Source organism: Streptomyces sp. NPDC002623 (genome assembly GCF_053592635.1).
Genome location: NZ_JBSFWB010000045.1, coordinates 25942 through 40446, shown reverse-complemented (window position 1 = coordinate 40446; position 14505 = coordinate 25942). Strand labels below are relative to the sequence as shown.

At 70.2% G+C, this 14505-nt stretch carries 10 protein-coding genes and 4 pseudogenes; 6 read left to right on the top strand and 8 right to left on the bottom strand.

What is annotated here, in order from left to right; translation table 11 throughout:
• Positions 1-18: 18 nt before the first annotated feature.
• On the bottom strand, positions 19-954 hold the full coding sequence (locus ACWD4O_RS42660) for a helix-turn-helix domain-containing protein (protein WP_451288436.1): 936 nt from the start codon (positions 952-954) through the stop codon (positions 19-21).
• A gap of 332 nt (positions 955-1286) precedes the next feature.
• On the opposite strand from ACWD4O_RS42660, the gene ACWD4O_RS42655 reads away from it, so the two are divergent.
• Both ACWD4O_RS42655 and ACWD4O_RS42650 read left to right on the top strand, forming a co-directional pair.
• The gene (locus tag ACWD4O_RS42655) at positions 1287-1625 is read left to right on the top strand and encodes a cupin domain-containing protein (protein WP_451288435.1); all 339 of its coding nucleotides are present in this window, start codon (positions 1287-1289) and stop codon (positions 1623-1625) included.
• A gap of 392 nt (positions 1626-2017) precedes the next feature.
• Positions 2018-2521: a flavin reductase family protein gene (locus ACWD4O_RS42650; RefSeq protein ID WP_451288434.1), complete on the top strand. Its 504-nt coding sequence runs from the start codon at positions 2018-2020 to the stop codon at positions 2519-2521.
• A 17-nt stretch (positions 2522-2538) separates the two neighbouring features.
• On the opposite strand, the gene ACWD4O_RS42645 is transcribed toward ACWD4O_RS42650, so the two are convergent.
• Positions 2539-4746: an ATP-binding SpoIIE family protein phosphatase gene (locus ACWD4O_RS42645; protein ID WP_451288433.1), complete on the bottom strand. Its 2208-nt coding sequence runs from the start codon at positions 4744-4746 to the stop codon at positions 2539-2541.
• A 111-nt stretch (positions 4747-4857) separates the two neighbouring features.
• Between ACWD4O_RS42645 and ACWD4O_RS42640 the strand changes: the two genes are divergently transcribed.
• Positions 4858-5481 (top strand): TetR/AcrR family transcriptional regulator, encoded by a 624-nt coding sequence (locus ACWD4O_RS42640; RefSeq protein WP_451288432.1) that lies wholly within the window; start codon positions 4858-4860, stop codon positions 5479-5481.
• A gap of 91 nt (positions 5482-5572) precedes the next feature.
• Here the strand turns inward: ACWD4O_RS42640 and ACWD4O_RS42635 are convergent, their stop codons facing one another.
• On the bottom strand, positions 5573-8791 hold the full coding sequence (locus ACWD4O_RS42635) for a bifunctional cytochrome P450/NADPH--P450 reductase (protein WP_451288431.1): 3219 nt from the start codon (positions 8789-8791) through the stop codon (positions 5573-5575).
• A gap of 298 nt (positions 8792-9089) precedes the next feature.
• On the opposite strand from ACWD4O_RS42635, the pseudogene ACWD4O_RS42630 reads away from it, so the two are divergent.
• Positions 9090-9799, top strand: a pseudogene (locus ACWD4O_RS42630) (AMP-binding protein); the annotation flags it as partial.
• Positions 9800-9893: 94 nt separating this feature from the next.
• Here ACWD4O_RS42630 and ACWD4O_RS42625 read toward each other — a convergent pair.
• The 4 genes and pseudogenes from ACWD4O_RS42625 to ACWD4O_RS42610 all read right to left on the bottom strand — a co-directional run.
• Positions 9894-10088 (bottom strand): annotated as a pseudogene (locus ACWD4O_RS42625) (IS701 family transposase); the annotation flags it as partial.
• Positions 10089-10787: 699 nt separating this feature from the next.
• Complete coding sequence (locus ACWD4O_RS42620; RefSeq protein ID WP_451288430.1) at positions 10788-11468, bottom strand: DsbA family oxidoreductase; 681 nt, start codon at positions 11466-11468, stop codon at positions 10788-10790.
• Complete coding sequence (locus ACWD4O_RS42615; RefSeq protein ID WP_451288429.1) at positions 11468-11635, bottom strand: hypothetical protein; 168 nt, start codon at positions 11633-11635, stop codon at positions 11468-11470. The genes ACWD4O_RS42620 and ACWD4O_RS42615 overlap by 1 nt, the downstream gene beginning before the upstream one ends.
• Positions 11636-11662: 27 nt before the next feature.
• Complete coding sequence (locus ACWD4O_RS42610) at positions 11663-12403, bottom strand: SDR family NAD(P)-dependent oxidoreductase (RefSeq protein ID WP_451288428.1); 741 nt, start codon at positions 12401-12403, stop codon at positions 11663-11665.
• A gap of 62 nt (positions 12404-12465) precedes the next feature.
• On the opposite strand from ACWD4O_RS42610, the gene ACWD4O_RS42605 reads away from it, so the two are divergent.
• Positions 12466-13185 (top strand): TetR/AcrR family transcriptional regulator, encoded by a 720-nt coding sequence (locus tag ACWD4O_RS42605; protein ID WP_451288427.1) that lies wholly within the window; start codon positions 12466-12468, stop codon positions 13183-13185.
• A gap of 213 nt (positions 13186-13398) precedes the next feature.
• Here the strand turns inward: ACWD4O_RS42605 and ACWD4O_RS42600 are convergent.
• Positions 13399-13719, bottom strand: a pseudogene (locus ACWD4O_RS42600) (DUF1330 domain-containing protein); the annotation flags it as partial.
• Between ACWD4O_RS42600 and ACWD4O_RS42595 the strand changes: the two are divergent.
• Positions 13637-14311 (top strand): annotated as a pseudogene (locus tag ACWD4O_RS42595) (AMP-binding enzyme); the annotation flags it as partial. The pseudogenes ACWD4O_RS42600 and ACWD4O_RS42595 overlap by 83 nt on opposite strands.
• Positions 14312-14505 lie beyond the last annotated feature (194 nt).

The following is a 14505-nucleotide window of genomic DNA, read 5'->3' as shown; positions in this document are numbered from 1 at the left end:
GTCCGGGGCGTCTGCCCGTCAACCGCGCGACTGGCCGGCCTGACGGTAACTGACGGGCGTCATGCCGTGGACACGCTTGAAGTCGCTGATGAAGTGGCTGGCGTCGGAGTAGCCCCAGCGCACCGCGATGCTCTGGACCTTGTCGTCGGTCGCCATCAGGTCGCGCCAGGCGCGGTCCAGGCGCCGCCGCCGGACCAGCGAACCGAAGGTCTCCCCGGTCCCGGCGAAGAGACGGTGCAGCGATCGGACCGAGACGGCGTGGTGTTCGGCCGCGTCGGCCGGGGAGAGCTGGCCGAGGTGCAGACGCTCGTCGATCCATGTGCCGATGGCCCGTCGCATGGCCTCGCTCTCGATCCCGGTCGGGGTGGCGGACCGGAGCCTTGTCGCGACCAGCATCAGCTCCACGATGGAGTTGCGGGCCGCCGTGACCTCGGCCGGCGCCATCCGGTCGGCCTCCGCGGCGACAGCCAGGAGCAGGTCCCGGAGCATCCGGAGCGACGAGCACTCCTGGAGGGCGACCATTTCGCCCATGGTGAGGGGCAGTCCGTTCCGGAGGTGCAGAGCCGACTTCGGCACCAGGACCATCGTCTGCGCGATCGGGCTGAGGACCTCCGACTCCACGAGCCGGGCCGGGTCCCACACGCCGACGGGCGAGGTCTGGATGTGCTCGCTGCGGTCGTCGAACACGAACCGCTCCATGCTCTCCAGGTGGTTCACGCCGAACCCGATGTAGTCGTAGGCCGGGGAACCGGGCCGGTAGCGGACACCGAACGGCTCGGCCTCCATGTCGACCAGGGTCAGGTCCCCCAGCTGTCGCCAGCGGACCACACCGGCGAACGACTTCCCCTCTTCGGGAAGCCGGACGGAGTCGGCGATGCCACGGGAGACGCACACCTCGCGCCACGCCGCCGCCTGCTCCGCGTTGACGGGTCCGCGCACTTGAATGCTGGCCACGATTACCTCCAGCAGGAAACCGGAAAGAGGCCCGGCCCGCCCTGACAGCACACAACATGCCAGCCGGTCGGTTGGTTCGCAGCATATGCAGGCGGCGCAATGTCTGGCCACCCGTCGGCCGCTCGTTACTCATCATTGTCCCGCCGGAAACCGAACCGGTTTCCGGACTCCCGGAGGAGCGGGGGCGCGGCCGCGTCGCCGATGGCATCCGGACGAGACCGCTTGACGCCCTGGTCCAATGTTCCGCGATCGCTCCACAGGACAGTGAGGATGCCGACCTGCCGATTCGGTCTCCCCGGCACTCGGTACCGCATCCCCTGAAGGAGGAACCCGTGAAGAGTGTCCAGTTCGACCCGGCCGCTGTCGAAACGGTCACCTACCCGGTGGACCCGGCGCGGGTGACCCCCGGCACCGAGATCGTCGTCGGTCCCGTCTGGAACCGGGAGGACGGCTCCGAGGTCCGCGGGGTCTGGCAGATGGACCCCGGAGTGCTGGAGGGCGTCGAGGGCGACGAGATGTTCGTCATCGTGAGCGGTCGGGCCACGGCGGAGTTCGCGGACGGCAGGGTATGGCAGCTCGGTCCCGGTGACGTCGGCATCATGGTCCCCGGTGATGTCTGTCGCTGGACCACCCACGAGACGCTCCGGAAGGTGTTCGCCCGCCGGATCTGAGCCGACGCGGTGCCGGCCCGGCGAACCAACCCGGGCCGGCTCGTCGGCGAGCGGGGTGACAGAGGCGTCCTACCGCTTGGCGCGCTCACTCAATGAGCGACCGCGGCCGTGGCCGATAGTCGGAGCAGGCGGCGGATCCACACCGGGCCGATCAGGCCCGGCGACGGGCGGACCGTCGACGAGGCCGACGTGGCCCGCCCGGCTGCTCGATGTCCGGAACCCGGCAGACGGATGCCGTCGGCCCGGGCTCGACCCACGGGTCGCCGTGTCCGCGCTCACCGTGAAGTTCCTCGCCGCGCACCGCGCGGCCTCTGGCTCACTCCCGTCGGCGCGGACCGGCGGAGTCCTCGTGCCGTCCCTCAGGGGACGTTCTCAGCGGAAGGTGTCCACGAATGCGTCCGATCACCGAGCTTGCGGACCCGGCCGAACTGCGCCGTGTCTACGGCTGCTTCCCCAGCGGGGTCGCGGCGATCTGCGCGGTCGGCGACGACGGCGTCCCCGACGGGATGGCGGTCAGCTCCTTCACGTCGGTGTCCCTGGACCCACCCCTGGTGTCGGTCTGCATGCAGAACACGTCCACGACCTGGCCGCGGTTGCGCGGTGCCGCCCGGCTGGGCGTCAGCGTCCTCGCCGAGGGGCAGGATGCCGTGGCGCGCTCGCTCGCGGCGCGGGGCGGGGACCGCTTCGCCGGGGTGGAGTGGAGCGTGACCGAGGGAGGGGCCGTCCTCGTCGGCGGCGCGGCGGCCTGGCTCGACTGCGAGGTGGAGGGCGAGTACGCGGCCGGCGACCACACGGTCGTACTGCTGCGGGTCCGTTCGCTGTCCGGGGACCCCGAGCGGGCGCCGCTCGTCTTCCACGGAAGCCGGTTCCGGGCGCTGACCGCACCTGTCGGCTGAGGCCGGCGCCTCGAGTCTCACGGCGCGGTCGCGAGACCACCGGCCTCCGCAACAGCCACTGTCGGCAGGGACTGTTCCGCCCAGATGACCTTTCCCTCGCGACCGTGCCGGGTGCCCCAGCGTTCCGCCAGCTGGGCGACCAGGAGCAGACCACGCCCGCCTTCGTCGAAGACGCGCGCCCGGCGCAGGTGCGGGGCGGTGCCGCTGGTGTCGGAGATCTCGCACATCAGGGTGGACTGGAGGATCAGCCTCAGCCGGATGGGGTCCTTGCCGTAGCGGATCGCGTTCGTCACCAGCTCGCTGACCATCAGCTCGGTGGTGAAGATCAGCTCTTCCAGGCCCCAGGCGGTCAGTCTCTCGGATGTGTAGGCGCGGGCCGCGGAGACGACCGCCGGGTCGGAGGGCACGTCCAGCGTGGCGACGTGGTCCGGGTCGAGGGCCCGGGTCCGTGCCAGGAGAAGAGCGATGTCGTCGGAGGGGCGGTCGGGCAGCAGCGTGGCGAGCAGCCTGTCGCAGGTGTCTTCGAGCGATGCCGGTGCCTGGGCGAGGACACCGCGCAGCAGGATGAGCGCGGCGTCCACGTCGCGAGCGCGGCTCTCTACGAGGCCGTCGGTGTGCAGGGCCAGCAGGCTGCCCGGTGGCAGTTCGAACTGGACTGTCTCGAAGGGGAGCCCGCCCAGGCCCAGGGGCGGGCCGATCGGCACGGAGGGGAGGACGACCGTTCGGGAGATCGTGCCGTCGTCGCCGAGGACCGGGGGAGTGGCGACGGCGGGCGGCACGTGTCCGGCGCTGGCCACGGAGCACAGGCCGGAGACGGGGTCGTAGACGGCGTACAGGCACGTCGCGGTGAAGCCGTCCGTCGTGTCCTGCGCCTCCTCGCGCTGGAGGCGGATCACCACGTCGTCCAGGTGGGTGAGCAGCTCGTCGGGCATCAGGTCGATGTCGGCGAGAGTGCGGACCGCGGTGCGCAGCCGGCCCATGGTGGCCGCGGCGCCGAGGCCGCGTCCCACGACGTCGCCCACGACGAGGGCGACGCGGGCTCCGGAGAGCTGTATCACGTCGTACCAGTCACCGCCCGCACCGGTCCGTCCGCTGGGCAGGTAGCGGGAGGCCAACTCGACGGCGGACTGTTCCGGCATGTGCTGCGGCAGCAGGCTGCGCTGGAGCGTCAGTGCGACGGAGCGTTCGTGGGTGTAGCGACGGGCGTTGTCGATGGAGACGGCCGCTCTGGACGCGATCTCGTGGGCCAGCAGCAGATCGTCGTCGTCGAAGGGCTCCGCGTTGTTGCGGTGACGGAGGAACTGCGCGAGACCCAGGGTGCTCCCACGGGCCCATAGGGGCACCAACAGCACCGAGTGGACGCCGACGGATCGCAGAGCTCGCCTGTCGTCGGGAGACGGCGCGAGCCATGCCGGGATGTCGGGAGGTGTGATGGTGTGCCGCGAGGGCTGTCCGTCGGCCAGGGCGCGAGAGGGATCCGAGCCCTCCGGGTAGGTGTGCGCCTGACCCGCTTCGACCGGTGAGACCGGGCAGTCGTCCACCACGGAACTCCGGGCGATCCGCCGGAGTGCGAACGGACCGCTTTCGGGGAAGGCGCCGTCTTCGTGGAGTACGGAGTCGAGCAGGTCGACGGTGACGAGGTCGGCGAAGCGGCCCGTACCGAAGTCGGCCAGCTCCTGGGCGGTCAGGGTGGTGTCCAGGGTGGTTCCGATGCGCGTGCCGGCCTCACCGATCATGATCAGCCGCTGCTGGAGCCGGCGGTCCCGCACCTTCTGGTAGGCCGTGACGACCTGCTCCGAGGTGCGGTCGACGTACTGGAAACTCATCTCGGTCACCGCGGCGATCGTCGCGGTGACCAGCTCCTGGTCCCCGCTGAGACCGGCCGCCTCCTCGTAGAGCAGCTGAAGCATGCCGGCGTGGCTGAGCCGGTAGAGGCGCAGGAGATCCCTGAGGGGCACGCCGTGCTCGGCCACCAGTCGAGCGAACTCGATGGACCCGGGGGGCGTCTGCACTTCCGCCACGTCCACCCGGTGTTCGAGAACGGCCAGCATGGCGGCGACCTCTTCGTGCGCGGAGTGCTTGGCCAGAGCGGCGAGGTCCTCGTACTGCCACATGCCGGGAAAGTCGTCGCGCAGAACCCCCCTCAACAGCTCGGCCAGCTCATCCGCCCGGGGGCCCAGCCCTCGGGCGAGATCACGGATGAAGGCATCGGTGTCGGGCCCCACACCTCAGAATCTACGTGTGAATCAGCAGGCAGGCACCTGCTGACCCCTGGCATCCTCGACCCGCTCTCGTCGATCGACTTTGTCGACAGACCAAGTCGATATCATCTACCTATGGCTCACGTCTCAGCGGCTGAACGCCGCCCCCAGCTGATCAAAGCGGCGATCGACCTCATGGCCCGGGAGGGCGTCGCGGCGGGAAGCACGCGTGCCATCGCCGCCGAGCTCGGCGTGGCCCAGGCGACGGTGCACTACATGTTCGGTACCAAGGACGGCCTGTACCGCGCCGTGCTGAAGCAGCTCACGGACGACCTCCTCGCGCAGCTCGAACTGGCGGCGCCGGAGGACGGGGGCTTCGCGGAGACGATCGCCGCGCTGGCCGCGGCCCTGTGGCGCACCGTGCGGGACGAGCCCGCGAACTACCAGTTGCTGAACGAGTTGAGCATGTTCGCTCTTCGCACACCCGGCCTGAGCGAGGTCCTGGGGGACCAGTACCGCGATCTGATCGACGTGACGACGAATCTCGTGGCCCGGACCGCGGAGCGAACCGGTCAGGTCCTCACCCACCCGCCGGAGACCGTCGCGCGGTTCTTCCTGGCCGGTTTCGACGGGCTCTCCCTCCAGCGCCTCGCACTGCGGGACGAGGACGCCGAGATCGCGTGCCTGCGGGCCCTGGTCTCCTCCACCGTGGCCCTGGCCGACGGCCGGCTGGACCTCGTGACCGTCCCGATCGACTGACCCCGCCCGGCCCGTGCCGAAGCCGAAGGGGCGACGGGCCGGTGGAGTGGGGGATCCCGGCCCGTCGCCCCTTCGGGGGCTGCCGCCGTGCTCAGCCGGCCCAGACGTCCTCGACGTAGTGGCCGGACTCGACGAGGGCGGCCAGCCATGCGGTGGCCTCTTCGTCCCCCGTGCCGGTGTGTTCGCGGTGGACGGCCATGAATGCCTCCCGCACCGCGGGCGCCATGCGGCGACTGTCTCCGCAGACGTAGACGCGTCCGCCGGCTTCCAGTACGGCCCAGACCTCGTCGCTCTCCCTGGCGATCCGGTCCTGGACGAAGCGGACGCCGTCCTCGGGGGCGTACATGAAGGTGGGCCGCAGGCTGGCGGCCCCGGTGGCCTGCGCCGCCTCCAGCTCCTCGCGGTGGAGGTAGTCGACGTCGGGGTGGTCGCAGCCGAAGTAGCACAGCAGCGTTCCGGTGGAACCGGTGTGCGCGCGGTCGAGGACCGCGCCACGGAAGGGCGCGAGGCCGGTGCCCGCGCTGACCAGGATGACCGGTACGGCCTCGTCCTCGGGCAGGCGGAAGGCCTCGCGGCAGGGAAGTACCCGGGCCTGCACGGTGTCGCCCGCCCGGACGGTTCCCAGATAGTGCGAGGCGACGCCGCGGAACGTGCCCTCCCCACCGCGGTGCGGCGCGGCGAGCAGCGACACCATGAGGTCGACCTCGCCCGGTGCCGCTTGGGCGGGCGAGGAGACGGAGTAGTGGCGGGGACGCAGGACCGGCATCAGCTCCAGGAAGCTCTCGAACGGCAGCTCACAGGCGCGGTAGCGCTCCAGGAGGTCGAGGACGCTCGGTCCTGCGGCGGTCACTCGGTCACGGAAGGCCTCGGCGTCCGCTTCGGTGAGCTCGGCCAGGGGGCGGCGCTCGGGCGGGCAGCCGGTGTGCTCGGCGAGCACCGCGACCTGCTCCTGGGTGGCGGAGTCCTGCAGATCCACGAAGTCGGTGAGCAGGTGGCGCAGGGTCAGCGGCCTGTCGACGGGCAGGACGTTGCGGGTGCGTCGCCGGGCGCGCAGCCGGACGGTGCGGTCCAGGTCGAGGCCGAACCGGTCGGCGACGCGCTGGACCAGCTCCTCGGAGTTGCGTGGAAGCACGGCCAGGTGATCCCCGGTGCGATAGGCGACCCCCTCCGGCAGCCGAAGCCTGAGGAAGCGCTTGGATCGGCCCAACGGGTGGTCCAGGTCGGCCAGTTCGTAGGCGTCGAGCACCTCCATGGGCTGGACGCCGTGCCGCGCGGCGAGTTCACCGATGGCCGAGTCCGTCGCGTCCTGCAGCTCGTACAGTCCCTCGTCGGCCTCCGGGTCGGCCTGCGGCACGGCCCCCTCGGTGTCCGCCGGGGCCCCGTACCGGTCGAGCAGGGTGTCCCAGAGATCGGCGGTCCACCGGTCCACCGCGCCGGCGAAGTCACCGGACGCGTCCGCGATGCCGCGCGCCAGCAGGGGTGTGGCACCGGCACCTGTCAGCCGGTCGTCGATGAGGGTGGGGATGCGCTGGTAGGTGGCGGCCCAGTTGCGGTCGCCTATGCCGAGTACGGCGTACTGGACGCCGTCGAGCGAGCCGGGCTCCAGCTCTTCCACCCAGGTGACGAACTCCGCGGCGTCGTCGGTGGGTTTGCCGTTGTAGGAGGCGGCCACGATCACGACGGGGCCGTGGGCGTCCTTGAGCCGGCCCACGGCGTCGTCGAGGGGAGCGACGGACGTCGTGAAGCCGCGGTCGTCACCCTCCGCGGCCAGGTCCTGGGCGATGCCCTTGCCGGTCGAGAGGTTGGAGCCGTGCAGGAAGGTCAGTGCGGTGGCGGTGCCCCGCCGGGCCGTGGGCCGTTCCTGGTGCGTGGGCGCGCCGCTCGTGGCGACGGCGGGCAGGCGCCGCTCGGCGCTGCCGCGCCGCGCCAGCTGGAGGAAGAAGTCGTCGGCCTTGATGGTGATGGTCTGCTTGATCTTCAGCTGGTAGTCGGTGTGGTCGATCAGCCGGTAGCGGTGGACCAACAGGCCCAGCAGCAGGGTGGCCTCGTGCAGCGCGAACTGCCTTCCGATGCAGGCCCGTTCACCGTTGCCGAACGGTTTGAACAGGTGGACGGGGCGCTCCTGCTCCCGCTCGGGCGTGAACCGGTCCGGGTCGAACAGCTCCACGTTCTCGCCCCAGGCGGCGTCGCGGTGCAGCCCCGGCGTGAGCACCATGAGCGAATCGCCCTTGCGTACGGCGTACTTGCCGCCGATGACAGTGTCCTCCAGCGGCTCGACGGCGTAGGCGGGCGCCGTGGGCCACAGCCGCAGGCTCTCGTTGAGGACCTGGCGGATGTACGTCAGCTTGCCGATGTCCGCGTACTCGGGGTCGGGCTCGTCGGTGTCCCCCCACAGGGAGTCCACCTCCGCCTGGGCGTGGGCCAGCACCTCGGGGTGCTTGGTGAGGTAGTACATGGCGAACGACAGCGCGCCGCTGGTGGTCTCGTGCCCGGCGATGAGGAACGTGATCACCTGGTGCCGGATGTTCATGTCGTCGAGCGGCTCACCGGTCGCCGCGTCCCGGGTGTGCAGCATCCGCCCGAGCAGGTCGTCCGTGCTGGTGTCGCCGGAGGCCCGGCGCTGCCGGATCACCTCGTCGACCAGGTCGGCCATCAGCTCGGAGTCCTTGCGGAACCGGTCGGCCTGCTTCCACTTGAACACCTCCGTGCCCGGGAGCGATTCGTTCTTCTCCTGGACGGTGGCGAGCGAACGGGTCATGGCCTCGATGAAGGGGTGCAGTTCGTCGCGGGTGAACGACTCGAAGTCGTAGCCGAACCCGCACAGCCCGATCGTGTCGAAGGTCAGCCGGGTGGCGTCGCCCGGTATGTCGACGGGGCGCAGCCCGGCTGCGGCGTCCCACTTGGCGATCAGGCTCCGGGCCACGCGCAGCATCGTCGAGTGGTAGCCGCGCATCGCGCCGAGCGAGAACGCGGGCATCAGGATGTCGTGCGCCTTCTGCCAGTTCGGTTCGTGGTTGAAGGCGGTGAACAGCCCGTCGCCGGCGACTCGGCGGATCTCGACCAGTTCCCCGTGCACGTTCTTGCGGAAGCGGGTCTCGTCCGCCAGCTCGGTCACCAGATCCAGACCGGCGATCATCACGATCTCGGACCCGAAGACGCGGAGCCGGTACAGGGGGCCCAGCTCCTTGAACTCCTTCACGAGGTGGAGCAGGCCGTCGGGGCCCTTGGGCACGCCGAAGGCGTGGCCGATGTAGGGCAGGGCCGGGCGCTCGGGGATCGCCTCGGTGGCCTGAACGGTCGGATGCGTCATGCGGGGGCCTTCCTTCCGGGTCTGGCAGTCGCCTGCCATTCACCGTACAGTCGACATTGTCGAGTGACAAAGTCTCTTGGCTGTGTCGAATGACATGATTGACTGACGCAACCGTGGGCTTCGGAACGGCGTCGGACGTGGCTCCGTGTCGCGGGCGCGCGCACGGCCGTGGTCCGGGCCGGCGGCGGCAGGCGCGTCCTCGGCCTCAGGCGCCGGGTCCGACCGCCGCTGCCGCGCGTGCCCCGCCGCCCCGCTGCCGGCCCCATCGATCCCGCCCCATGCTGAGGAGGAACACCCGATGGCCACGCCGTACTCGTCATCCCTCGCGGACCCCTTCTGGACCCCCGATCCGGAGACCGCCGAGCGCAGCCGCATCGCGGACTTCGCCCGTTGGGCGGCCGGGGCGCCAGGGTGTCGCCGTCGACGCGGACTACGCCTCCCTGCACCGTTGGCCGGTCACCGACCTGGAGGGGTTCTGGGGCGCGGTCTGGGAGTACTTCGACATCGAGGAGGACGCCCGTACGAGCGGGTGCTGGTGGAGGAGCGGATGCCCGGGGCCCAGTGGTTCCCCGGCGCCACGCTCAACTGCACCGACCACGCCCTGGGCAAGCTCACCGACGACGCCCCAGTGATCGTCGCCCTCGATGAGACGGGCTCCGGATACGAGGTCACCGGGCGGCAGCTGCGAGCCCGGGCCGCCTCGGTCGCCGCGACGCTGCGCGATCTGGGGGCGGGGCAGGGTGACCTGGTCGTGGGCCATCTGCCCAACACCCCGCACGCGATCATCGCGTTCCTCGCCGCCGCGAGCCTCGGCGCCGTCTGGTCGGTGTGCGGCCAGGACTACGCCCCAGGGCCGCCGCCGAGCGCTTCGCCCAGCTCGAACCGACCGTGCTGATCGCGGCCGACGGCTACCTCTTCAACGGCACCGCGCACGATCGCTGCGAGGTCGTCCTCGAACTGGCGCGTGCCCTGCCCGGTCTGAAGGCCACGGTCCTTGTGGACCACCTAGTAGGAATCCGTTAGGTCCATCTCGCTCTCGGCCTTGAGTGCGACCCGCTGGGGAGGGGTTGGTGGCAGGTGGTGCAGATGCCGGCCCAGCACCTCAGGACGTCCTGGAGGACGTCGGGGACCTGGTAGAGGGTGAGACCGATTCGGACACTTTTGGGGCCAGGCGCTGTTCGGTGAGGAAGGCGTGGGGGGCAGTCACGAGGGTGACGTGATGGAGCCGGCCCGGCCAGGAATGCCCCTCGAAGTGGTCCAGGCCCAGGCGGTGCTTGGGCTCGCGGTAGTCGAGCTCGCCCTCCTGCTGCTCGCCGGAGGCCTGCTGGCGGAGGTCGGTCCGCCAAGTACCTCCTGCTCACCCACCGAGGCGTCGCAGGCACAGTGGAATACGCCAACCTGCTGGAGCAATACCGGCAGCTCGGCAGTCACGGCCCCGACGACCTCATGGTTCGCAACGAGCCCTACATCCAGTACCTGACGCAGATCGAAGCCCTGTCCACGGCATACCACGCCAGGGACTTCGTGGGGCTGACCAGCCTGTTGGCCCAGGGAAAAAGACACATCACCCAGCGGCGTTCTGGACCTCATGGCCTACAGTCCTCTCCTGGCCGTGCCCGGAAACGAGAACGTCGTCGCTGTGATCGACGACTCCGCCTGGACCATGCACAGCAACGGCAAGATGCCGGGCCAGTCAGGCCCCCCACCGGGTGGTCTCGCTGGTTACCCGTGAGGCGGCCGATGAGCTGGTCCCGCCGTGCAGCGGAGTTTTGGGAGTAGCGGCCCGTCCTACGGCACGAGGCGGCCTCGCCCCCCAACGGCCGCCGAGCCCGAGACGCAGGCCACGCCAGCCACCGCGCCGTACGAGCAGTCCGTAGCCGGCCGAGTCGCGAATCTGCCTCGGCACCCCTGGGGGGTCATCCGACGCGGGAACCAACCTGACCTGTCAGACAACTACCTGCCCGTTGGATTCGAAGGGGGATATGCGGCCGTCCGCTCATGCGCTCTTGGCGAATTTTCCCTTCCAGGCGACGTCGAGTGCCTGCAGAAACGCTTCGACCGGCTGGGCGCCGGAGACGGCGTACTGGCCGTCGAAGACGAAGAACGGCACGCCGGTGATGCCGAGTTGCCCGGCGTGCCGCACATCGGCATCGACCTCGGCGTCGAACGCGCCGGTGTCGAGTGCTTCACGGGCGGCACTACGGTCAAGGCCGATCTCCGCGGCGAGGCCGGCGAGAGCGTCGTGATCGCCGACGTTGAGGCCGTCGGTGAAGTAGGCGCGGAACAGCCGCTGGACCATGTCGTGCTGACGGCCCTGGCTCTCGGCGAAGTAGATCAGCCGGTGGGCAGCGCGGGTGTTGATCGCGATCGCGGAGTCGAGCCGGAAGTCCAGCCCGATCTGGGCCGCGCGGGCCGAGACCTGAGCGTTCATCGCTTTGGCCTGCGCCTTGGGGAAACCGCGCTCCTTCGACAGGATTTCGTTCAGGTCGACGCCGCGGTCGGTCGGCAGATGCGGCATCAACTGGTAACTGTGGTAGCGGATCTCGACGTCGGAGCCGTGGGGAAACTTCTCCAGGGCCTGCGCGAGCAGGGTGTCGCCGATGTAGCAGAACGGACACATGATGTCGCTCCACACATCTATGACGAGCCGGTCCTCCGAGTGTGCGTACGCGCTCATCAGGAACACACCCCGTCCACCGTGCACACGCCCACGGTGTCGTCCGCCGCGAGCGTCACGAATGCGGGACGTACCTCGGTCGCTCCGGCCCGGTCGTCCTGATCAGGAATGTGCTGAGCGACCGTGTCATCCGCCTGCACGGAGACGGTCTTCTGACTTGATGTCATGTTCGACGTACCTCTTCCCAGTGAGTGTTATGCAGCAGCCTGCGGTGTCAGCGTCTCGGGGTGGAACTGCTCGACGCGGTCGCGATTGACGTACATGTCCCAGTAGTGCGCGGCGAGTTCGTCCGGGTCGACGACCGGGAACTGGGCACTGTCGGCCGCCTCGGCATCGACCTGGGCCGCCGCGGCCTCGGCCATTTCGCTGCGGGTGATGGAGGCCCCGATGGTCAGCGTGCCGGCGTAGACCCCCGTACCGGCCAGCTCGGCGTTGAGGGAATACAGGTAGTTACGGGCAGCCGACATCACCGGGCCCACGCCGCTGAGGTGTGGGAACGGCTGCGCCGCCGAGTAGCCGTGGGTCAGCAGGAAGGCTCCGTCGCCGCGCTCGGTCCACTCCGGCAGTACGGCCTGGACCACCTCGACCGGGGTGAGCAGCAGAAGCGGGAGCAGACCCTCCAGCGTCACCGCGTTCACCTGGGCGGCCGGGGTGAAGCCCTGGTCGCCGCTGATCGGCCCGTACTCGACGACATCGATCCGGCCGAAGCGGTCGCGGATCGCCTCGATGAGGGCAGGCACCTCGGCGGACTTGGACAGATCGGCGGAGAACGCGACCGCCTCGATGCCCTCACCGGCCAGCTCCTCGACAAGGGTGTCCAGGCGGTCCTTGCGCCGGGCCACCAAGGCGACCCGGAAACCCTCCCGCCCGAAACGGCGGGCCACAGATGCGCCGAGACCTGTGCCGGCACCGAAGACGGCGATCACCTTGGACATGGGACTGCTCCTTGTTCTGGGAGTAATCTTGACCCTAGGGTCAACTTAGTCACGACGGTAACATGCATCTTGACCCCGTGGTCAAGTTGGTGCTGTCGGGGGAGTGCGACCATGGAGGCCTCAACGCCAGGACCAGGAGGGACGACCGGATGCGAGCCGACGCACGACGCAACGCGGAGAAACTGCGGACAGCCGCCACAGAGCTCTTCCAGGAGCGCGGTCTCCAGGTGCCCCTCAAGGACATCGCCCGTCGGGCCGGCGTGAGCCATGGCACCCTCTACAACCTCTTCGGCACCCGCGAGGCGCTCATCGACGAGGTCGTGACCGACCTGGCCGCGAGTCGCCTCGACGAGGTCGCCGAGCGCGCCCTGGCCTTCGAGGACGCCTGGGAGGGGTTCGCGTACTACATCGAGAAGCTCTGCGAACTGCAGGCTGTAGATCCCGTGGTCGCCGGCGTGGTCAGTGGGCGCTATCCGGATGCCGAGCGCCTGATGGCCGTGTGCGGCCGGACACAGGACGCCGCTACGCGGATCATCGAGCGCGCCCAGTGCGCCGGCACCCTCCGGCCGGACTTCACCGGCGAGGACCTCCTGTTCGTCCTCGGCACCAACGCCCTCCTCGCCCACGCGGCCGCGGACGTCGCGCCCGACGCCTGGCGGCGCGGTGTCGCCTTCCTGCTCGACGGATTGCGCACACAAGCCGCACAAGGGCCGCTGCCCGTCGGTCCACTGACCCGGCAGCAGATGTACGACGTGATGGGCAGGCTCGCCGGTACGCCGTAGCCGGTGCGGACGCGGCAGGCAGCGGCTGTCAGCCGACTCACACACGGCGGACGAGGAGCGTGGCGCGGAGTCAGTCCGCGCCGCAACCGGCCGAGCTACTCGCCACCTCGCGGCCGCCGCCGACAGCAGCCCTCTCAGGCCGCCGACGGAAGGGCCCTTGAAGATGACGACATTGCAGCGGGTGCTCTCCTCCCACAGCCGCCTCAGCGGGGCGTACTCGGGCGAGTCGAACCACTCCTTCGCCCGCTCGAGCGAGGGGAACTCCAGCAGCGCCACCCACCCGGGCTTCCAGTCACCCTCACCCACCGTCGCGTTCCCGCCGATGATCCTTGGTCCCGTCGGCCAGCGTCGGGTTGTGCTGGATGTAGTCGGGCCGCGCGAAGCGGTCGATGACGGAAAGGTTCCCGCGGACGCGCCCTGGCCGAAGAAGGTCACCACCAGCGCCTCGTAAGCGCTGGCCCCGTACGATGCCGAAGGCTTCCCGGTGGTGGACCGGGTCGGCGAGCTGGTGGTCACCCGGCCGATGCCGTCCATGCCGCTCTACTTCTGGAACGATCCCGAGGGCAGCCGCTACCGCGAGGCGTACTTCTCGGCGTACCCCGGCGTGTGGCGGCACGGCGACTGGATCACCCTTACCGGCCACGGCGCGGTCATCGTGCGCGGCCGCTCCGACTCCACCCTCAACCGCCTCGGCGTACGTCTCGGCAGCGCCGACATCCACGACGTCGTCGAACGCCTCCCCGAGATCACCGAGGCCCTGGTCATCGGAGCGGAGGAATCCGATGGCGGCTACTGGATGCCGCTGTTCGTGGTTCCCACGCCCGGGGTGACACTGGACGACGCCCTCCGCGACCGCATTCGCGACGCCGTCCGGACCGGTGCCTCGCCCCGCCATGTCCCCGACGAGATCCTCGTCGTCCCGGCGATCCCGCACACCCGCACCGGCAAGAACTCGAGGTCCCGGTCAAGCGGCTCCTCCAGGGAGCCCGGCCGCACAGGTCGTCGACCCTGCCACGGTGGATGCCCCGCCCTCATCGAGTACTACGCGGGCCTGGGCGCCGAGCGCCGACACCGCAGGGGCTCCGGGCCGGGCCGCTCCCCGGGCGATGGGGCAGAAGGCGCCTGACGCCACGGGTCCGTACCGACCGCCCCCCCGCCGGATCGTTCCTGGACGCGCCCCGGAGAGCGGCGCTGTCGCCCACAGGGACGCGGCCCACCTCTCGGCGTGGGGAGAGCCGCGGCTCGGAGGTTGGCATCCCCCGCCCATCGGCTGGCACTCGCTCCCAATGTCGGGATCGTCCGGCCGCATAGCGTCGACGG